17 protein-coding genes are annotated in these 18,924 nt (G+C 64.7%); 8 read left to right on the top strand and 9 right to left on the bottom strand.

Going from position 1 to position 18,924, the window contains the following annotated elements:
- Positions 1-234 precede the first annotated feature (234 nt).
- Entirely contained in the window at positions 235-420 is a 186-nt protein-coding gene (locus ABMA59_RS00750; RefSeq protein ID WP_349003378.1) for a DUF1059 domain-containing protein, read from the top strand.
- Here ABMA59_RS00750 and ABMA59_RS00745 read toward each other — a convergent pair.
- Genes ABMA59_RS00745 through ABMA59_RS00735 form a run of 3 tightly spaced genes read right to left on the bottom strand, consistent with a single transcriptional unit; the run spans position 417 to position 2,957 of the window.
- The gene (locus ABMA59_RS00745) at positions 417-1,691 is read right to left on the bottom strand and encodes a CCA tRNA nucleotidyltransferase (RefSeq protein ID WP_349003377.1); all 1,275 of its coding nucleotides are present in this window, start codon (positions 1,689-1,691) and stop codon (positions 417-419) included. The genes ABMA59_RS00750 and ABMA59_RS00745 overlap by 4 nt on opposite strands.
- Positions 1,688-2,326, bottom strand: coding sequence for a CoA pyrophosphatase (locus ABMA59_RS00740; RefSeq protein WP_349003914.1), 639 nt, complete (start codon positions 2,324-2,326; stop codon positions 1,688-1,690). Before ABMA59_RS00740 ends, ABMA59_RS00745 begins: the two co-directional genes overlap by 4 nt.
- 1 nt (position 2,327) lies before the next feature.
- The gene (locus ABMA59_RS00735) at positions 2,328-2,957 is read right to left on the bottom strand and encodes a DUF1285 domain-containing protein (protein ID WP_349003913.1); all 630 of its coding nucleotides are present in this window, start codon (positions 2,955-2,957) and stop codon (positions 2,328-2,330) included.
- A gap of 135 nt (positions 2,958-3,092) precedes the next feature.
- On the opposite strand from ABMA59_RS00735, the gene ABMA59_RS00730 reads away from it, so the two are divergent.
- From ABMA59_RS00730 to ABMA59_RS00710, 5 genes are all read left to right on the top strand, one after another.
- Complete coding sequence (locus ABMA59_RS00730) at positions 3,093-4,097, top strand: AAA family ATPase (RefSeq protein ID WP_349003376.1); 1,005 nt, start codon at positions 3,093-3,095, stop codon at positions 4,095-4,097.
- On the top strand, positions 4,097-5,014 hold the full coding sequence (locus ABMA59_RS00725) for a DUF58 domain-containing protein (protein ID WP_349003375.1): 918 nt from the start codon (positions 4,097-4,099) through the stop codon (positions 5,012-5,014). Before ABMA59_RS00730 ends, ABMA59_RS00725 begins: the two co-directional genes overlap by 1 nt.
- A complete protein-coding gene (locus tag ABMA59_RS00720) occupies positions 5,011-7,845 on the top strand; it encodes a DUF4159 domain-containing protein (protein ID WP_349003374.1) in 2,835 nt (944 codons plus the stop codon). The genes ABMA59_RS00725 and ABMA59_RS00720 overlap by 4 nt, the downstream gene beginning before the upstream one ends.
- Before the next feature lie 250 nt (positions 7,846-8,095).
- Positions 8,096-10,159 (top strand): glutamine amidotransferase, encoded by a 2,064-nt coding sequence (locus ABMA59_RS00715; RefSeq protein ID WP_349003373.1) that lies wholly within the window; start codon positions 8,096-8,098, stop codon positions 10,157-10,159.
- 357 nt (positions 10,160-10,516) lie between these two features.
- On the top strand, positions 10,517-10,873 hold the full coding sequence (locus ABMA59_RS00710) for a cupin domain-containing protein (RefSeq protein ID WP_349003372.1): 357 nt from the start codon (positions 10,517-10,519) through the stop codon (positions 10,871-10,873).
- Between the two features lie 83 nt (positions 10,874-10,956).
- Here the strand turns inward: ABMA59_RS00710 and clpS are convergent, their stop codons facing one another.
- The 6 genes from clpS to choX form a co-directional block, all read right to left on the bottom strand.
- Complete coding sequence (gene clpS, locus ABMA59_RS00705; RefSeq protein WP_425475852.1) at positions 10,957-11,295, bottom strand: ATP-dependent Clp protease adapter ClpS; 339 nt, start codon at positions 11,293-11,295, stop codon at positions 10,957-10,959.
- A gap of 239 nt (positions 11,296-11,534) precedes the next feature.
- A complete protein-coding gene (locus ABMA59_RS00700; protein ID WP_349003371.1) occupies positions 11,535-12,155 on the bottom strand; it encodes an alpha/beta hydrolase family protein in 621 nt (206 codons plus the stop codon).
- On the bottom strand, positions 12,155-13,084 hold the full coding sequence (locus tag ABMA59_RS00695) for a cobaltochelatase CobT-related protein (protein ID WP_349003370.1): 930 nt from the start codon (positions 13,082-13,084) through the stop codon (positions 12,155-12,157). The genes ABMA59_RS00700 and ABMA59_RS00695 overlap by 1 nt, the downstream gene beginning before the upstream one ends.
- A 3-nt stretch (positions 13,085-13,087) precedes the next feature.
- Positions 13,088-14,269 (bottom strand): choline ABC transporter ATP-binding protein, encoded by a 1,182-nt coding sequence (choV, locus tag ABMA59_RS00690; RefSeq protein ID WP_349003369.1) that lies wholly within the window; start codon positions 14,267-14,269, stop codon positions 13,088-13,090.
- Complete coding sequence (choW, locus tag ABMA59_RS00685; RefSeq protein ID WP_349003368.1) at positions 14,266-15,120, bottom strand: choline ABC transporter permease subunit; 855 nt, start codon at positions 15,118-15,120, stop codon at positions 14,266-14,268. Before choW ends, choV begins: the two co-directional genes overlap by 4 nt.
- Positions 15,121-15,238: 118 nt before the next feature.
- On the bottom strand, positions 15,239-16,174 hold the full coding sequence (gene choX / locus ABMA59_RS00680; RefSeq protein ID WP_349003367.1) for a choline ABC transporter substrate-binding protein: 936 nt from the start codon (positions 16,172-16,174) through the stop codon (positions 15,239-15,241).
- A gap of 282 nt (positions 16,175-16,456) precedes the next feature.
- Here choX and ABMA59_RS00675 point away from each other — a divergent pair, with 282 nt between their 5' ends.
- Together ABMA59_RS00675 and ABMA59_RS00670 are read left to right on the top strand one after the other, a co-directional pair.
- Complete coding sequence (locus tag ABMA59_RS00675; RefSeq protein WP_349003366.1) at positions 16,457-17,545, top strand: hypothetical protein; 1,089 nt, start codon at positions 16,457-16,459, stop codon at positions 17,543-17,545.
- 220 nt (positions 17,546-17,765) lie between these two features.
- The gene (locus tag ABMA59_RS00670) at positions 17,766-18,914 is read left to right on the top strand and encodes a hypothetical protein (RefSeq protein ID WP_349003365.1); all 1,149 of its coding nucleotides are present in this window, start codon (positions 17,766-17,768) and stop codon (positions 18,912-18,914) included.
- Positions 18,915-18,924 lie beyond the last annotated feature (10 nt).

Raw genomic sequence — 18,924 nt, 5'->3', positions numbered from 1 at the left:
TGATATTTGTAACCGTCCTCGGAACACGATCTCCCTCATACGGTCTGTGCATCTAACCGTCGAGATGTTCCTTCGAGGAGATATAAGCGGCGTAGGACCATACCAAAAACGACGGAGCGGACCTCATCTTCGAAATGCCCCTACGCTCGGTGCACGAGCGCAAAGTTTCGGCAACCAAATGCGCTGGTCCGTGTTATGTTCCGCACCGTTGAAACGAGCCGGAAGGAGAAGATGATGAAAGAATTTCACTGCGGTTCGCTGGTTCCGGGCTGCGACTGGCACACCCGGCACCAGGACGAGGCGGAGGTCATGCGCCGCGCCGTCGAGCACATGCGCGAAACGCATGGCGAGACCATCATCCGCGAGACCATGATCGAGGCAATCCGGTCGCGCATTGAAAAGGTTCGCGACGCCGCCTAGCGGTCGCCCTCCGCGAGCTTCGCGGCGCGTTCGAGCAGCGCGTCGCGCTCCAGCGAAAACCCGGATTCGATCCACTCTTCCTCCAGCGACCGCAGCAGCCTGCCCAACCCAGGGCCGGGAACCACGCCCATCGCCGCAAGGTCGGCGCCCTTGAGAGGGAAGACCGGCCTGCCCCAGTTCTCCGCGATTTTCAGCAGCCGTCCGTAAGCGCCGGCCTCCAGCAAGGCATCGGTTTCGCCGATGGCGCGGGCGCGGGCCGAAACCAGCGAGAGGCTGAGCCGATCGCGCATGCCGCCGGGCAGCCCGCGATAAAGCGCCTGTCGGAGCGCCAGATCGCTCCACGATGCCGCAGGCGGCACGGCCACAGCCCAGTCGGCGAGGCGCGCGGACTCGACCTTCGACAACTTCAGCCTTTCCGACAGCGCCGCCATGCGCGCCGCGTCCGGCGGCACGACCGCCTCCAGTCGCAGCATGGGGTCGGGCGGCCAGCCAAGATCGCGCTCGGCGCCGATCAGCGCGTGGATGGCGTCGATCCCCCATTTCTCGCTTTCCGGCAGGATCTTCGTCAGCACGCCGGCCTGCCGCATCCACAGCAGCGCCCGCGAAGGGTCCGGAGCGGACAGCAATTTACGCAACTCGCTCCAAACACGTTCGGCCGAAAGCCCGTCCAGCCCGTCCTTCAGCCGGGCACAGGCTTTCAGCCCTTCGGCGTCTGGCCTGCCCTTGCCGTACCAGGCGAAGAACCGGAAGAAGCGCAGGATGCGCAAATAATCCTCGCGGATACGGCCTTCCGGATCGCCTATGAAACGGATCATGCGGCTTTCGATGTCCGCGACGCCGCCAACCAGATCGACCACCGTGCCGTCGGCCCGCGCATAGAGCCCGTTGATGGTGAAGTCACGGCGCTCAGCATCCGCCTGCCAATCGCGACCGAAACGCACCTTCGCCCGCCGCCCATCGGTCTCGATGTCGGCGCGCAAGGTGGTCACCTCGTAGGGTTTTCCAGCCACGACCAGCGTGATCGTGCCGTGCTCAGCTCCAGTCGGCACCACCTTGAAACCCGCCGCCGCGCCGCGCCGCATCGTCTCGTCCGGCAGCACCGTGGTGGCGATGTCGATGTCGGCGACAGGCTCGCCGAGCAAACTGTTGCGCACTGCGCCGCCGGCTATCCGCGCTTCCTCGCCGCCCACGCTCAGGGCCGCGAGCACGCGCTGCAGGTTCCTGTCTGCAAGCCAGTCCGCGCGTCCCGCCAACGTCACTTCGCCGCTCAAGCGTAAAGCCTTTCGTAGAGCGTGCGGATGATGCCGGCGGTCACGCCCCAGATGCGCTGGCCGCCATAGGGCATGTCATAGAAGAACCATTCGCGGTCGCCCCAGAAGCGGCTGTCGCGCGTATGGTTCCTGGGGTTCATCAGGAACGAAAGGGGCACCTCGAAGGCCGCATCGACCTCGTCATGATTGATGCTCAGGCCGAAGCCGGGGCGCACCACGGACAGTACCGGCGCGATGCGGTAGCCGCTGCCGGAGACATAATCCGGCATACGCCCCAGCACTTCGACATGGCTGGCCGCGAGCCCGACCTCCTCTTCCGCCTCGCGCAGCGCCGCATGTTCCGGCGACCTGTCCTCCGGATCGATGCGGCCGCCGGGGAAGGCCACCTGCCCCGTGTGATTGCGCAAGGTCTCCGCCCGCTTGGTGAGCAACACGGTCGCCTCGTCGCCGCGGTCGATCACGGGGATAAGCACGGCCGCCGCGCGCAGCCCGCCCACATGGTTGAGCCGCGGATGTCCGGGATTGAAACGGTGGTCGCCGTCCCCCTCGGGATGCACGAGGAAATTTTCCTCGAGCGCCGCGCGCCGGCGGAAATCGTCCGTGGAATAGAGCACCGAACCCGTCGACCGCAGCATGTCAGGCACTCAGCCGCCTCAGTTTTTCCGCCGGCATGATCGGATAGACCGCGCCGTTCGAGCGCACGGCGAACATCGGCACGCCGCCGATCTCGACCTCCTCGCCGAACTCGACCAGTTCATACATCACCGGCCGCGCCACCAGCGCTTCCAGCCGGCCGCGCACCAGCACATAAGGCTTCAATCCGCCGGTCTCGTCCTCGTCGACGAAACGCAGCGGATGGTCCGGCCCGGCCTCCACCACGTCGCCGACATTGGTGCGGAAGGTGATGACTTGGCTGTCACCTTCGCCCGAAACATTCATCTCCACCGCCACGAACGGCGCATCGACCACCCGGATGCCCACTCGTTCGACCGGCGTCACTAGGTAGGTCTTGCCGTCCTCGTCCTTGCGCAGCACGGTCGAGAACAGTTGCACCAGCGGCATCCGACCGATCGGCGTGCCAAGATAGAACCAGGTGCCGTCGGCGCGGATCTCCATGTCGAGGTCGCCGCAGAAGGGCGGATTCCAGCGCTCGACCGGCGGCAAACCCTTGCCAGCCCTGGCCGCGCGCGAAATCAGCGCCGACAGTCCGGCAGTGTCGCCAGCCTTGCCGAGGCCCTGCGGCGTATCGTCCAGTTCCCTGTGCATGGTCACGAAATAGTCACTGTTGTCTCGCTTGTCAGCCGGGTCGGCTGATTTAAGTTGATATGTTGGGGTTTCCACTACACCCCGAGTCGTCAGCCGCGTTGCCGGTGTTTTGCGCCGGGAAAGGACAGGAGCCGCATGAGCGCCATCATCAAGGACCTTGCCCTCAGCGAAAAGGAGATGATCGCCGAAGCCGAAACGGCTCTGGCTGACATTTCCAGGGTAAGGGACGGTGTCGGGCGCGTCATCTTCGGCCAGGAAAGCGTGGTGGAACGCGCGCTCGTGGCGCTCTTGGCTGGCGGCCATGCGCTGCTGGTCGGCGTTCCCGGCCTCGCCAAGACCAAGCTCGTGGAGACGCTGGGCGTCGTGCTCGGCCTCGACGCCCGCCGGATCCAGTTCACGCCGGACCTCATGCCCTCCGACATCCTCGGCTCCGAGGTGATGGAGCAGGACGAGTTTGGGAAGCGCTCTTTCCGCTTCATCTCCGGCCCGATCTTCGCGCAATTGCTGATGGCCGACGAGATCAACCGCGCCTCGCCGCGTACCCAGTCGGCGCTGCTGCAATCCATGCAGGAATATCACGTCACCGTTGCCGGCGCCCGCCACGACCTGCCCGCCCCGTTCCATGTTCTCGCCACCCAGAACCCGCTGGAGCAGGAAGGCACCTATCCGCTGCCGGAAGCCCAACTCGACCGCTTCCTCATGCAGATCGATATCCTCTATCCCGAACTGGAGGCGGAGCGCCGCATCCTGCTCGAGACAACCGGCATCGACGAAGCAAAGGCCGCGAACGTGCTGACGCCCGAGCGGCTGAAGCAGATCCAGCTTCTTGTCCGCCGCATGCCGGTACCCGAAAGCGTCGTCGAGGCCATCCTGAAGCTCGTCCGTTCCGCCCGCCCCGGCCAGGGCAATGCCGAGACCGACAAGCATGTCGCCTGGGGCCCCGGCCCCCGCGCATCCCAGGCGCTGACGCTGTGCGCCCGTGCCCGCGCGCTCTACGAAGGCCGGCTTGCGCCTTCGGTCGATGACGTCAAGGCGCTGGCCGAGCCGGTGCTGCAGCACCGCATGGCGCTCACCTTCGCCGCGCGTGCCGAAGGCATGACGGTTCGTGATGCCGTGGCGCGGCTGGTGAAAGGGCTCTGATGGCGCGCATCGGCGAGGCGTCTTCACAGGTCGCCCCCCGCGACGCGCTTGCCCGCGCCAGGCTCCGTGCATCGCTGGTTCCTGACTTGCTGGTCGAGGCGCGGCGGGTCGTCAACACCGTCATCGGCGGCTGGCACGGCCGCCGCAAGCAGGGCATCGGCGAGAACTTCTGGCAGTTCCGCCCCTACGTCGAAGGCGAGGCGCTGGCCCGCATCGACTGGCGCCGCTCGGCCCGCGACGACCACACCTATGTGCGCGACCTCGAATGGGAAGCGGCCCACACCGTCTGGCTGTGGGCCGACCCGTCGCCCTCGATGCTTTACAAATCCTCGGCCGCCGGCGTCTCGAAGGAATCCCGGGCGCTGGTCCTCATCCTGGCGCTGGCCGAACTCCTTTCGCGCAGCGGCGAGCGCATCGCCTGGCCGGGCCTCACCGATCCCATCACCTCGCGCAACGGCGCCGAGCGCGTCGCCACGCTGCTCAACCACGCGCCCACGCTCAGCGCGCGGCCGGATCTCTCCATGATCCGCCGCTTTTCCGACATCGTCATTGCCGGCGACTTTCTCGATCCGGTCGACGAGACCCGCGAATGGCTGGATGTGCTCGCCCGCCACGGCGTGCGCGCCCACCTGATCGAGGTTGCCGACCCTGCCGAGGAGACTTTTCCTTACGCCGGCCGCACCGAATTCACCGATCCCGAGACCGGCAAAAAACTGGCCGCCGGCCGCGCCGAACTGCTGGGCGACGACTACCGGCGCCTCTACCTCGCCCGCCGCCAGGAACTCGGCGCCTGGTGCCGCCGTCTCGGCTGGAGCTACACCGTCAACCACACCGACCGCCTCGCCTCCGAGGCGCTGGTGCGCGTCCACATGGCGATGTCGGCGGAAGGCGGATATGCTGCGGGTGGCCGCATATGAGCTGGCTTCCCCTCTCCTTCGGCTTCCCCGCCGTCCTGTGGGGGCTGCTGGCGCTGCCGGTGATCTGGTGGTTGCTGCGCCTCACGCCGCCCCGCCCGCAGACGGAAGTGTTCCCGCCACTGCGCATCCTCGCCCAGGTGCTGAAGCGCGAGGACACGCCGCACCGCAGCCCGTGGTGGCTGACGCTGCTGCGCCTGCTGCTCGCCGCCTTCGTGATCATGGCGCTGGCCGAGCCGATCTGGAACCCGCGCGAGCGCGTGCCCACCGGCGGATCGGCGCTGGCGCTGGTCGTCGACAATGGTTGGGCGAGCGTCTCGGGGTGGGACATGCGCGTCGCCACCGCACGCCGGCTGATCGCCGACGCCGAGCGCAACCAGATACCGATCATCCTGGCCTTCACCGCCGAGAAACCCAACGAGGCGATCGGCCCCTACAGCGCCGGCGAGGCGCGCGACCGCCTGAACGCCGTTAAGCCGCGTCCCATCCCGCCCGATCGCGCCAACGTCTTCGCCAGCGTCGCCAATGCACTGAAGCCGCTGCCCGGCGCGACGCTCGCCTTCCTCACCGACGGGCTCGCGCAGGCACAGGACCAGGCGGCTTTCGATACGCTGCTCGCCCAAAACCCCGCCAATGTCGTCTGGGCCGCACCCGACAGCCTCGACATGGTCGGGCTGTCCGCCGCCAACAACGTGGTGGACCGCTTCGTCATCACCGCCGTCCGCGCACCGGCCGGCCCCACCCCGCGCCTCATGACGGCCGGTGCCTTCGACGAGAAGGGCCGCCGCATCGGTGACGCCGCCGTCACCTTCCGCCCCGGCGAGACGACCGCCACCGGCGAGATCGTCGTGCCGTTCGAACTGCGCAACGATTTTGCCTCGATCGCCCTGGATGGCCAGAACAATGCGGCGGCCGTGCGCGTGCTGGACGAGACCGACAAGCGCCGGCGCGTCGGCCTGCTGTCGCAGACCCCGGCTGACGAAACCAGGCAATTGCTCTCGCCGCTCTACTACATCCGCCGGGCGCTGGAGCCCTATGCCGACCTGATCGAGCCCGCCAGCCCCGACCTCACCGAGGCCATCCCGCAATTGCTGGAGCAGAAGCCCGCCGTCATCGTCATGGGCGATGTCGGCACCATCCCGGAGACCGTGCGCGCCCCGCTCATCGAATGGATGGACAATGGCGGCACGCTGCTGCGATTCGCCAGCTCGCGCATGCTGTCCTCGGGCAATGACGAGGAGTTGCTGCCGGTGAAGCTGCGCCTCGGCGAGCGCCTGCTCGGCGGCTCGCTGTCGTGGACGGAACCGCAGGCGGTGACCGAATTTCCCGCCAACGGCCCCTTCGCCGACCTGCCGCCGCCGGCCGAGGTCACCGTGACCCGCCAGATCCTGGCGGAGCCGACGCCCGACCTTGCCGACCGCACCTGGGCCACGCTTGCCGACGGCACGCCGCTGGTCACCGCCGACCGGCGCGGCAAGGGCATGGTCGTGCTGTTCCACATCACGCCGCTAGCGACGTGGTCGAACCTGCCGATCTCGGGAACCTTCGTCGAGATGCTGCGCCGCATCGTGCAACTGTCGCGCAACCAGGGGGTGGGCGCCGCCGCCGAGAACCAGGCCGCCGCCTCGCTGGCGCCCTATCGCATGATCGCCGCGGACGGCCAGATCGTGCCGCCCGACCCTGATGCCCGCTCGCTGCAAACCGGCAAGGGCCCGGTGCCGGTGACCATCGACAATCCGCCCGGCCTCTACGGCAGCGAGGAAGGGGTGTTTGCGCACAATCTGCTGCCGGCCGACGCGGCCTTCGCACCGATTGTTCGTCCGGAAACGACCGTACCCATGGTAAACGAACGCTATGCGCTGGATGAATCGCGCGACCTGAAAGGACCGTTGATGATCGCCGCTTTGGCGTTCCTGGCCATCGACAGCCTGATCGTGCTGTGGCTCGGCGGCGTCTTCCAGCGCTTTCGGCGGCGTCCGACTGGCGGCGTGGCCGGGCGCGCGGTGACGATGGCTCTCGCCCTTGCGGCCTTCTCCGCGCTGATGTCGGCGCCCTCGCCTGTCCACGCCAACGACTCCAAGCCGGGCGACGCCGAGGCGGTCGAGGCGATTGCTACCACACGCCTCGCCTATGTCGTCACCGGCAATTCGAGCGTCGATGCCATCAGCCGCGCCGGCCTGCATGGGCTTGGACAATTCCTCAGGGACAAGACGGCGCTGGAGCCGGGCGAACCGGTGGGCGTCAACCTCGACCGCGACGAACTCGCTTTCTATCCGATCATCTACTGGCCGGTCGACCCGGCCGCGCCGATGCCGTCGCAGGCGGCCATCGCCCGCATCGACGAATACATGAAGGAAGGCGGCACGGTGCTGTTCGACACGCGCGACCAGTATGCGGTGACGCTGGATGCCTCAACCAGCCCGGCCACCCAGCGGCTGCGCGACATCCTTGGCAACCTTAACGTGCCGCCGCTGGAGCCCGTGCCGGAAGACCATGTGCTGACCAAATCATTCTACATCCTGCAGGAGTTTCCCGGCCGTTTCAGCGGCAGCCCGCTCTGGGTGGAAGCCTCTCTGGAGGCCAGCAACACCGACAACAGGCCGGTGCGCACCGGCGACGGCGTCACCCCGATCATGATCACCTCCAACGACTTCGCCGGCGCCTGGGCGATGGACGAGAACGGCGACCCTATGCTGCCGACCGTTCCCTCTGACCCGATGCAGCGCGTCTATGCGCTGCGCGCCGGCGTCAACATCGTCATGTACATGCTGACCGGCAACTACAAGTCCGACCAGGTCCACGTGCCCGACCTTCTGGAGCGGCTGGGGCAGTGATCGAGATGACTTTCGCTTTGCACTCCGTCACACCCCCCTCTGTCCTGTCGGACATCTCCCCCTCAAGGGGGGAGATTGGCAGCTTCAGCTTCGCTGCTCATTCTGCAACATGGCCGATTAGCGAAACCAAAGCGGCCGGTGCAATCTCCCCCCTTGAGGGGGAGATGTCCGACAGGACAGAGGGGGGTGCGACGGAGCGCGGCGTTCGCTGCAAAGACCACTTCTGTTCGAGGCAGCCGGAGGCCACCCTATGAACTGGTCGGTCGCCTTCGAACCCCTGCTCTCATGGCCCTTGCTGACGGCCATTCTGATCCCGGTCGCGCTTTTGGCGCTGGCCGGCCTGTGGTTCCGCCAGCGCGGCTCCCTGCTGCGACTGGCCGCCCTGGTCGCCCTCGCCGCCGCTCTCTTCAATCCCGTCTTCCTCAATGAGGAGCGTGAGCCGCTGAAAAGCGTCGTCGCCGTCATCGTCGACCGCAGCCAGAGCCAGGATATCGGCGACCGAACCGAGGAGACCAACCAGGCGCTGGCCGGCCTGCAGGAGCGGCTTGCCCGCTTCCGCCAATTCGACGTGCGCGTTATCGAGGCGGGCAAGGCCAGCGCCGCCGACGACCGCACCGAGACGCGCCTGTTCGGTGCGCTGGAAGGCGCGTTCCGCGATGTCCCGCCATCGCGTATCGCCGGCGCCGTTATGATCACCGACGGCCAGGTTCACGACGTTCCGGCCAAGACGGCCCGCAGCGCGCCGTTGCACGCGCTGATCACGGGTAATGCCGACGAGATCGACCGCCGCATCCGCTTCGAGAACGCGCCACGCTTCGGCATCGTCGGCAAGCCGATGGACATGACCTACCGGGTCATCGCCAATGGCGGCGAAAGCGGCATGGTCGATGTCCGCGTCTCGGTGAACGGCCAGCAGATCTCGGTCGAACGCGCCCAGATCGGTCAGGAAATGCCGTTGCAGGTGACGATCCCCACCGCCGGCCGCAACATCGTCGAGCTGGCGATCGACCCGGTTCCCGGCGAGATCACCAGCGCCAACAACCGCGCCATCGCGCTGCTGGACGGCATCCGCGAGAACCTGCGCGTGCTCCTGGTCTCCGGCGAGCCCCACGCCGGCGAGCGCACCTGGCGCAACCTCTTGAAGTCCGACGCCTCGGTCGACCTCGTTCACTTCACCATCCTGCGCCCGCCGGAGAAGCAGGACGGCACGCCGATCAACGAACTGTCGCTGATCGCCTTTCCCACAAGAGAACTCTTCGTCGAGAAGATCAACGATTTCGACCTGATCATCTTCGACCGCTACCAGCACCGCGACGTGCTGCCGATCCTCTATTACGACTACATCGCCGAATATGTCGAAAAGGGCGGCGCGCTGCTGATCGCCGCCGGGCCGGAATATGCCGGCGACGCCTCGATCGCCCGCACGCCGCTGATGTCCGCCCTGCCGGCGCTGCCGACCGGCGACGTGGTCGAGGAAGGATTTTATCCACGCCTGACCGAGACCGGCAAACGCCATCCGGTAACGCGCGGTCTCGAAGGCTCCGATTTCGAGCCCCCGCACTGGAGCCGCTGGTTCCGTATGATCGGTGTAGAGCAGCCCGAGGGCGAAGTGGTCATGAAGGGGCCGGACGACCGCCCGCTGTTGTTGCTCAACCGCAAAGGCGAAGGCCGCGTCGGCATGTTCCTGTCCGACCAAGGCTGGCTGTGGGCGCGCGGCTTCGAGGGCGGCGGCCCGCATGTCGCGCTTTACCGACGCATCGCCCACTGGCTGATGAAGGAACCGGAACTGGAGGAAGAGCGCCTGACCGCCGACGGCCGCGGCATGGTGCTCGACGTCAGACGCCAGACCATGAGCGACAATCCCGGCCCGGCGCAGGTCATCACACCCTCCGGCAAGGCGCTGAGCGTTCCCCTCACCCAGGCGGAGCCCGGCCTTTTCCTCGGCAGCGTCGAGACCAGCGAGATCGGTCTCTACCAGATCGGCAATGGCGACCTTTCGGCGCTTGCCCATATCGGCCCGGTCAACGCCCCGGAATTCTCGGACACCGTCTCGACCGAGAGCATTTTGCGCCCGGCCGCGGAAGCCACCGGCGGCAGCGTCCGCCGCCTAGTCGGCGCGGGCGGCCTGTCGCTGCCCTCGATCGTGCCGATGCGCGGAACCGCCGATGCCGCCGGCCGCGACTGGATCGGCCTTCGCACCACCAACGACAGCGTGCTGAAATCCGTCTCGCGCCTGCCGACCTTCGGCGGCTTCTTCGGCCTCGCCATCCTGCTGCTGGCGCTGGGCAGCATGTGGTATCGGGAGGGGCGCTGACTCCCACCTCCCCCTGGGAGATAGAACCGACGTCCACCTCCCCCTTGAGGGGAGGTCGGCGCAAAGCGCCGGGTGGGGTCAGAGCGGCCGACGTTCACCCACTCGTCATATCCGACGCCTCAACTTCGAAGCCGTTTGCGGCCCGTACGAATGCGATGGCAGCCAAAAAGCAAGCGCGGAGCGGAAATACGGCCCCTGTTTTGAAGCCCAACAGCGTCACGCCGCGTATCGTCGAACTAACCATCTGATTTTCAACGCTATTACGGACTTCACATGCTTTTCCGCCCTGCTTTGCATCCCCGCATAGGTCTCGGTTAAGCTACTCACCGCGCAATGGAAACTCGCAGGAGCATCGCCATGGTTGACTGGAAAGACATCGCAGCGCAGACGCCCATTCCAGGTTTCACCGGTCGGGTAATGCATTCGGATTCAATGACCTTCGCGCTGTGGCGGATCGATGCGGATGCCGTCCTGCCGGAGCACCAGCATGTCCACGAGCAGGTCGTCCACGTCCTGAACGGCACGTTCGAACTGACGGTCGACGGCCGCACCGAGACGCTTTCGCGGGGACAAGTCGGTGTCATCCCATCCAACGCCCGCCACTCCGGCCGCGCGCTCGCAGACTGCGTGATTCTCGATGCTTTTTCGCCGGTCCGCGAGGATTATCGAAATGGGCTGACGTCAGCGGTGATCGGCGGCGCGGCGAAGGGATAACGCCAGCCCTTCGCTTTCGCTACGGGCTTTCGTCGCTGCGATCGACAAATCGTTGTCGATCGATCGGCTTCGCCGACCGCTCCTCACTCCTCCGGCTCCGTCGTGAACATCAGCGGATACCCCTTTGCCTTTCCGGCATCCGTCGCCCGTGTCGCCTTGGTCTCGGCAACGTCCTTGGGAAACACGGCCACCACGCAGACGCCCCGCCGGTGGGCCGTGATCATCACCCGGTAAGCCTGATCCTCGGAGAGCCTGAACTCACCCTTGAGCACCGTCACCACGAACTCGCGCGGCGTGAAATCGTCGTTGATCAGGATCACCTTGTGCAGCTTCGGCCGCTCGACCTTGGGCTTGGTGACCGTCCTCGGCCGCGTGATGACCTTGTCGTCGCCGATCATGAGCGGCGGCTGGGTCTTGCCCATGGGAATAGCGCCACGACCGGTGGTGCCGACCGTTTGACGCCTGTCAACCGATTGAATCTGCGTCGGAATTTCTTCCGAAAGAGCAGGATTTGTCATCATCCGGGAAGGCTGTCCATCATCGGTTGAAGTTCCGATGTCCACCCTCTCACTCTGCCACAACAGGCGCGCGTGGTCCACGACCGGCGCAACGGGCATACGCAAGCTATGCAAAAATGCCGGCTGTTGTCAGGAATCGACCGTCACTTGCTGACCGTCCATTTGCCAATCTTTTCAGCGGCATGGCTGAGATGGCCGTCCTGCGAATAGGGCTTTCGCGGCTTGAAATCGTGGTCGCCGTCCTCCAGCCAGAACAACTCGATCGACCGGGAAAGACCGTACTTGGCGACCTCTTCCCTGGCGCCGAACGGGTCGCGTGTGCCCTGGCAGATCAATGCCGGCGCGGCCAGGGTTTCGAGATGCGCTGTCCGCAGCTTTTCCGGCTGGCCCGGAGGATGGAACGGGTAGCCGAGGCAGACCAGCCCCGCGATTTTTCCCTGCCGAAACAGGTCGTCGGCGACCATGCTCGCCACCCGCCCTCCCAGCGATTTTCCACCGATGAGCAGTTTTCCCTTATCCCCAAACGCCTCGACCGCGGCAAGGTACTCCGGCATCAGCGTCTCGCCGCGCGCCGGCGGTTTCCGCTGGCCCTGCCGCCGCGCGCCCATGTAGCCGAACTCGAACCGAACAGTCCTGACCCCTCGTCCCGCCAGCTTTTCGGCAATCGTATTCATCCACGCCGAATCCATCGGCGCTCCGGCGCCATGGGCGAGGAGAAGTGTGGCCACGGCGTCAACGGGGCCGGTGGAGAGAAAATCGATCATCAAGGAACTGTCGCCAGGCCGGGTTGTAGAGTTGCCAAAATAGTTTCCTCGATCAGACTAACGAGAGAAACGCCCAAATCCACCGGCGTCAGGATCGAACGCTGCCTCTCGAACAGTGTGGACGTTCCATGCCCGATGGAAACTTGCGCGAAACACAGCTTGCGAGAGGTCTCAGCGACCACCTGCTTGAAGTGGTCGAACAGAAAATTCGTGTCGTTGACCGACAGCGTCGAGTCATCGACCGGGGCTCCATCGGAAAGCATGATCATGATCTTGCCGAACTCCGGCCGCTCCATCAGGCGGGCGCTTGCCCACTCGATCGCTTCTCCATCAACATTTTCCCTGAGCAAATCGGGACGCAGCATGTTCAGAAGGGACCGATGCGAAAAGTGGGTCGAATCCGCAAAAGACTTGTAGACGATGTGCAGCAGGTCGCACAAACGGCCCGGACTTTCCGGTTTTCCTGAATTCTTCCAGAGCTTGCGCGACAATCCACCGTGCCAGGACATCGTCGTAAAGCCGAGTATTTCAAGTTTGACGCCCAATCGGGCAAGCAGGTCTGCCACCACTTGCACCGCGACCATGGCTAGCAAGATGTTTTGCCCGCGCATCGAGCCGGAATGATCAACCAGGATTGTGATGGCTGTACTTTCAAGCTCGGTCCTTGCCTTTGCCTGCATGATGCGACCGGCCGCATCCAGTGCCGCAATGTCCGCCACAGTGCGCCAAGCAAGCGTGCCTTCCCAGGCGGCTCTACAGGCGTGATCATATTCCGCCTGACGTGCAGGGCTGAACGCTTCCTTCACAGTGTTCAGCCGATCGGCGCTGACGACGACATCAAACTCCTTGGTGAAAACGTGGTAGCCTTGCACACTATGCGCGGCAGGTTTTGGCCTGCGGAACGCCTTTGTCCAATCGCGCAGGCCCAATCACTACCTCCTCAACACCGCGCTCAGCACATCCCGAATGCCAATCGCGCCGACGAAGCGCGACTGGTCGTCGAACAGCGCGACCGGCGCGGTCTGCGAGCGGTGCATGGCGAGCATGACCGTCTTCAAGGACGTGCCCGGCGTCGCCCAGAACACCTGCGAGCCGTCCTCCGGATGCCGCTCGACATCGGCGCAGGACACCCACTCGACCGGCTTGCCGTCGCGCTCGGCGGCGGCCACCAGCCCGTCCACGTCGACCTTGAACCGAGTGGTGCGGCGCCGGTCGAGCCAGGTCCAGCCCTCGCCGGCCGGCTCCAGGTCCCGCCGGTCGCGCATCACATTCCACGCCGTCAGCACCGACAGCGGGTTCACATTGGCAATGAAGTCGCGCACATAGGCGTTGGCAGGCTTCAGCACGATGTCTTCCGGCGCGCCGGATTGCACGATGCGCCCACCTTCCATGATGGTGATCGTGTTGCCGATCTTCAGCGCCTCCTCCAGATCGTGGCTGACGAAGATGATCGTCTTCTTCAGCGTCTTTTGAAGCTGCAGCAGTTCGTCCTGGAGTTTTGTCCGGATCAACGGATCGAGCGCGGAAAACGGCTCGTCCATCAACAGGATCGGCGCCTCGGTGGCGAAGGCGCGCGCCAGGCCGACGCGCTGCTGCATGCCACCGGAAAGCTCGTGCGCGTATTTTTTTGCCCACTGGTCGAGATGCACGAGTTCGAGCTGCTTCTTCACCCGCGCCTTGCGCTCGGCCTCGGGCACGCCGGAAAGCTCCAGCCCGAAGCCAACATTTTCTTCCACGGTCCGCCACGGCAGCAGGCCGAACTGCTGGAATACCATGGCCACCTGGTGCTGGCGCACGCGCCGCAAGGTCGCCGAATCGCAGGAGACGACATCGACCTGACGGTCGCCTTCCTTGACCAGCACCTTCCCGCGCGAGACGACGTTGAGGCCGTTGACGGCGCGCAGCAGCGTCGACTTTCCCGAACCCGAGAGGCCCATGAGGACGGAAATCTCGCCCTCGTTGACGGTGAGGTTGGCCCCGGCGCAGCCGAGCACATTGCCGGTCTTCTCCAAAATTTCGGCGCGTGTCGCGCCCTTGTCGATCAGCGCCAGCGACCCGCTGGTGTCCGCGCCGAAGACGATATCGACATTTTTGAAATCGACCGCAACGTTCATTTCTTGCCTCCCACGCCGATGCGGGTCATCCGGTCGAGCACGATGGCGAGCACGACGATCGCCAGGCCCGCCTCGAGCCCGAGATCGATCTTGCGCGAGCCGAGCGCCCGGTTGATCTCGGTGCCGAGGCCGCCCGCGCCGATCAGCGCCGCGAACACCACCATCGAAAGCGACAGCATGATGCATTGCGTCAGCCCCGCCATGATGGTCGGCAGCGCCGCCGGCAGTTCCACCTTCCACAGAAGCTGGCTCTTGGTCGCGCCAAAAGATTCGCCGGCCTCGACGATCGCCTTCGGAATGCTGGTCATGCCGAGATGGGTGAGCCGCACGGCTGTCGGGATGACGAAGATGATGGTGACGATGAGGCCGGGCGCGTTGCCGAGGCCGAACAGGGTGAGCACCGGGATCAGGTAGACGAAGGTCGGCAGCGTCTGCATCAGGTCGAGGATGGGCAGCATGACCCGGTAGACCTTTGGCTTGTGCGCCGCCCAGATGCCCAGCGGCACACCGATCGCCATGGAAGCGGCGGCCGCCGCCGCGACCAGCACCAGCGTCTCGACGGTCTGCTTCCACAGTCCCTGGTTGATGATGAACAGCAGGCCGATGAGCACGCCGATGGCGAGGTTGCGCGAGCGCTGTAGATACCAGGCGAGTGCGGCGATCAGCACCGCGAGCAGCACCGGAGGCAGGAGAAGCAATCCGTCGACGATTCCGTCGAGCAGGAAATTCAGGCCGCTGGAGAGACCTCGGAAAAAGACATTGAAATTGTCGGTGAGGAAGGTGAAGAACGCCTTGCCCCAGGCGCCGATCGGGATCTTGTAGGCCGCCAGGAATTTCGAGATCGGATCCATTTCACCCCCTCTTGTTCTCGGCCTCCCGCCCGCGGCCACAGCCGATCATGTCATAGCCGTCTAAAAAGGGCAGCCCCCTTGCAGAGACTGCCCTCCCTCATTCGTGTGGGGCGAGCGCCTAGCTGCCCAGCGCCGTCTTGACCGCCGCCGCCGCATCGCCGCCGTCGAAGGTGGTGACGCCGGCAAGCCACGGCGTGACCGCGTCGGGATTGGCCTTCAGCCAGTCGGTGGCGGCGGTGTTGGCATCGGCACCCTTCAGGATGGCGTCCATCATCACGCCTTCCATGTCGAGGTTGAATTTGAGGTTGCCGATGAACTTGCCGACATTCGGACATTCCGCGACGTAGCCCTTGCGCACATTGGTGCTGACCGTAGCGGCGCCGAAGCCGGAATCGCCCATGCCGTCGAGATAGGTGAGGTTCATGGCGCCCATCACCGGATGCGGCGTCCAGCCGAGGAAGGCGATCCATTCGTTGCCCTTGATCGACTGCTCGGCCTGCGTGAGCATGCCGGCTTCCGAGGACTCGACCAGTTCAAAGCCCTCGAGATTGTTCTCCGGCTTGGAGATCATGTCGAGGATGATGCGGTTGCCGTCATTGCCTGCCTCGATGCCGTAGATCTTGCTGCCGAACTTGTCCTTGAATTTTCCGAGATCGGTCAGCGTCTTGACGCCGCCCTCGGCGACGTAGGACGGCACGACGATGCCGTAGCCTGCTCCCTCGAGGTTCACGCCGATCGTCTCGACCGAGCCTTCTGCGGTATAGTCCTTGATGTCGGCGGTCATTGACGGCATCCAGTTGCCGAGGAAGACGTCGAGGTCGTTGTTCTTCAGCGAGGCATAGGTGACCGGCACGGAAAGCTGGATGACCTCGGGCTCGTAGCCGAGCGCCGTCAACAGCACCGAGGCGACGCCCGTCGTCGCCTGGATGTCGGTCCAGCCGACATCCGACAGGCGGACCTTCTTGCAGCTCTCGGCATCACCGGCAAAAGCCGGGCCGGCTGCAAGCAGCACGGCCAGGCCGGCCGACGCTGCGAGATATGTGAAACGTGACATGCGAAAGTTCTCCCACTGCATTGTTTTGTTTGCGGGCGCACCGGTTCCAGCGCATCCGCGGGATGGTAAGCCAAACACCATTCTTGTGCGGATTCAAGCGGGACGATGGCGCGATGCACGCCAAGCGATTGTCCAAAGGCGACAATCCGCGGCGCTCGCAGCCGACGCGACCCGCCGCCGCCGGGTTTCCGCCAAGAAAAACGCTCCGCCGAAGCGTCTTTCATTCGCCGTATGCCCCACATATATTCGCTGTCATCTGAGGCCGTTAGCGGGAGATGTGGAATGGCGACCTTGCAGAATTTCGATGCCGAGATTGCGAAGACCCAGAAGGTCGTCCAGGAGATGCGCTCCAAGATAGAGCAGTCGGGCACGGTTCTGGACCAGATCGCCACGACCGACCAGAAGATCGGCGCCGCCGAGTTCGACATCGAGAACGCCCGCATCGCGGACGTGATCAACCAGCAGAAGGTGATGGAGAGCAACATCGCCGACCTGATCATCGGCCTGGAGGACGCCACCAACGCCTTCGGCTCCGAATTCGAGAACATGAAGAGCTTTACCGGCTGGGAGACCTTCGTCGGTATCTTTTCCGACGAGTCGAAGCAGCGCATGCGCACCGATCGCGTCCGCAACATGTCGCTCGCCGGCAATTTGCAGGAACTGCTTTCGAAGTCGGACACGATCGTCGGCATATTGAAAGCCCAGAAGCAGGTTCTGACGGAACGCTACAAGACCTCGGAGACCAGCCTCGGCGCGGTGATCGAGCGGCGCAAGGGCACGATGGCCAATCTGGAAGCGGTGCAAAAGCGCATCGAGGAACTCAATCCGCTGCTGCTCGACATCGAGAACAAGATCGCCGCCTCCACCACCCAGAAGGAGCGCACCGAACTGGAAGGCGAGCGCTCGAAACTGGCAACCGAATACAACGAGAAGCAGGCGAAGGAGCAGGAACTGCTGGCCGAGAGCCAGACGCTGGAACGCTACACCTCGATGTTCCAGACCTTCGTCGATTCCTTGAACAACCAGATCGCCGCGCAGAACACGCTGATCAACAAGCTGACCATCGACACCGAGCAGCGCATCGTCCTCTACAAGGCGCTGGAGGACAGTTTGAAGACCGCCGCCCAGCAGGAAGTCGCGCACAAGATCAACACCCTGGGCAGCCAGGTCGACAACACCGCCGAGGAAACGATGGCGGGCATCGGAGCCGCCGCGCAGAAGCACATCGGCGACCTCTTGGAAATGCACGAGAAGAACATGGTGGCCACCGCCGACGTACAGCGCCGCAAGAAGCTGGCAGACGACGCTTTCGCCCGCCGCTTCGAGGAGGTGCTGAGGAAGCACAACGCCTCGGACTACGTGCAGTCGTAGGCGCGACTAGGCCCGCTTTGCGTTTCGTCGCGCCCCCCTCTGTCCTGCCGGACATCTCCCCCTCAAGGGGGGAGGTTGGCAGCGTAGACCTTGCCGCTCAATCGCCAATGTCGATGATTGGCGAAAACAAAGCGGCCGACCGATCTCCCCCCTTGAGGGGGAGATGTCCGGCAGGACAGAGGGGGGTGCGACGAAACTCCGGTCGTCCGGAAAGACACGCATGACCACCCCTGCCGACGACCCCGCCATCCGCTATTTCGACGCGATCTCGGCCGCGCTCGACGGGCTCGGCATATTCATGCGCGACGATTCCTCGCCGCTCTACCGGCACGGCATCGTCGCCAAGGTGGTCGCCGACTATATCGCGCGGCTGGAAATCTCCTTCGCCTGCTGGAAAAACCGGCTGGGTTTCATGGATAAATTCCGCATCTCGCGCGCCGAGAGCGGTTTTCCCGTCTTCCAGAACCTGCTGGAACTGGAGAATGACCGCCGCACCGCCGACAAGCGGCTGGCCGCCATCCCCGAGCCGGACGAGTTGCGCGCCGAGATGGCCGACTTCATCCTGCGCCACAAGGAATTTCCGGAAGCGCTCCAGCGCTCGCTCGCCGAGCGGCTCTATCTGCAGGATGTCGGCGCCGGCGCCGTGTTCAGCCCGTTCAACCTGGCGCAGACGGTGAAAGTCTCGGTCAACCCGAAGACCTCCCGGCCCTATTATCTCGTGCACTGGGCGTCGTTCGACGGCAGCGCCAACCTGCCGCTGATCTATATGGCGACGATCGAGGATTCCTCGCCCGCGATGGTCGAGCAACTCGTAGCGGAAAACGGCAAGCTGAACGAGAAGGTCGACATCCCGCTGCCCGTCGACGGCCTGCTCAATCCGGAACTCGCGCACCGCTTCGACGACTTCACCGAGAAGAACTCATCCTACACGCTGTCGCCGGTGACCATCGCCACCAACCTCGACAAGGATTTCGAGACGCTTCACCCAAAACAGCTTCGCCGCGTTGTGCTCGGCCCGTTCTATTCGGCGGGGATCACCGAGAACAATTCGACGGTGACCGAAGTCCTTTCCAAGGTGCGCAGGCCGGAAAACGCCTGGCTGCTCACCTGGACGCTGCAGGAAGTCTTCTCCAAATCGGAAAAGCCCGGACGGCGCGGCCTGTGGTCCAGCGAGAAGACCACGCAGGAATTCCACATCAACACCGACGATCTGGAGGCCGCGCGTCAGGGTGTGTCGTCCTACGAAAAACACGCGCTGGTGCCGCACGAAGCCTACCAGGCGCTCTATGCGGCGGGCGAAACGCAGAAGATTTTCACGGGCTACAAGGTGCATATCCTGTCGAAGGGACAGGTGATCTCGGATGTTTGAGGTCGAAGCC

Source organism: Mesorhizobium yinganensis (assembly GCF_040081985.1).
In the GTDB taxonomy this organism is placed as follows: domain Bacteria; phylum Pseudomonadota; class Alphaproteobacteria; order Rhizobiales; family Rhizobiaceae; genus Kumtagia; species Kumtagia yinganensis.
This window is presented reverse-complemented; position numbering and strand designations above follow the sequence as displayed.

Bases quoted from the DNA above. Each gene is read 5' to 3' on its own strand.
- choX (WP_349003367.1), bottom strand. From the start codon at position 16,174: ATGTCACGTTTCACATATCTCGCAGCGTCGGCCGGCCTGGCCGTGCTG.
- choV (WP_349003369.1), bottom strand. From the start codon at position 14,269: ATGAACGTTGCGGTCGATTTCAAAAATGTCGATATCGTCTTCGGCGCG.
- clpS (WP_425475852.1), bottom strand. From the start codon at position 11,295: ATGGGCAAGACCCAGCCGCCGCTCATGATCGGCGACGACAAGGTCATC.
- ABMA59_RS00740 (WP_349003914.1), bottom strand. From the start codon at position 2,326: ATGCTGCGGTCGACGGGTTCGGTGCTCTATTCCACGGACGATTTCCGC.
- ABMA59_RS00735 (WP_349003913.1), bottom strand. From the start codon at position 2,957: ATGCACAGGGAACTGGACGATACGCCGCAGGGCCTCGGCAAGGCTGGC.
- ABMA59_RS00675 (WP_349003366.1), top strand. From the start codon at position 16,457: ATGGCGACCTTGCAGAATTTCGATGCCGAGATTGCGAAGACCCAGAAG.
- ABMA59_RS00710 (WP_349003372.1), top strand. From the start codon at position 10,517: ATGGTTGACTGGAAAGACATCGCAGCGCAGACGCCCATTCCAGGTTTC.
- ABMA59_RS00750 (WP_349003378.1), top strand. From the start codon at position 235: ATGAAAGAATTTCACTGCGGTTCGCTGGTTCCGGGCTGCGACTGGCAC.
- ABMA59_RS00730 (WP_349003376.1), top strand. From the start codon at position 3,093: ATGAGCGCCATCATCAAGGACCTTGCCCTCAGCGAAAAGGAGATGATC.
- ABMA59_RS00720 (WP_349003374.1), top strand. From the start codon at position 5,011: ATGAGCTGGCTTCCCCTCTCCTTCGGCTTCCCCGCCGTCCTGTGGGGG.
- ABMA59_RS00670 (WP_349003365.1), top strand. From the start codon at position 17,766: ATGACCACCCCTGCCGACGACCCCGCCATCCGCTATTTCGACGCGATC.
- choW (WP_349003368.1), bottom strand. From the start codon at position 15,120: ATGGATCCGATCTCGAAATTCCTGGCGGCCTACAAGATCCCGATCGGC.
- ABMA59_RS00715 (WP_349003373.1), top strand. From the start codon at position 8,096: ATGAACTGGTCGGTCGCCTTCGAACCCCTGCTCTCATGGCCCTTGCTG.
- ABMA59_RS00700 (WP_349003371.1), bottom strand. From the start codon at position 12,155: ATGATCGATTTTCTCTCCACCGGCCCCGTTGACGCCGTGGCCACACTT.
- ABMA59_RS00725 (WP_349003375.1), top strand. From the start codon at position 4,097: ATGGCGCGCATCGGCGAGGCGTCTTCACAGGTCGCCCCCCGCGACGCG.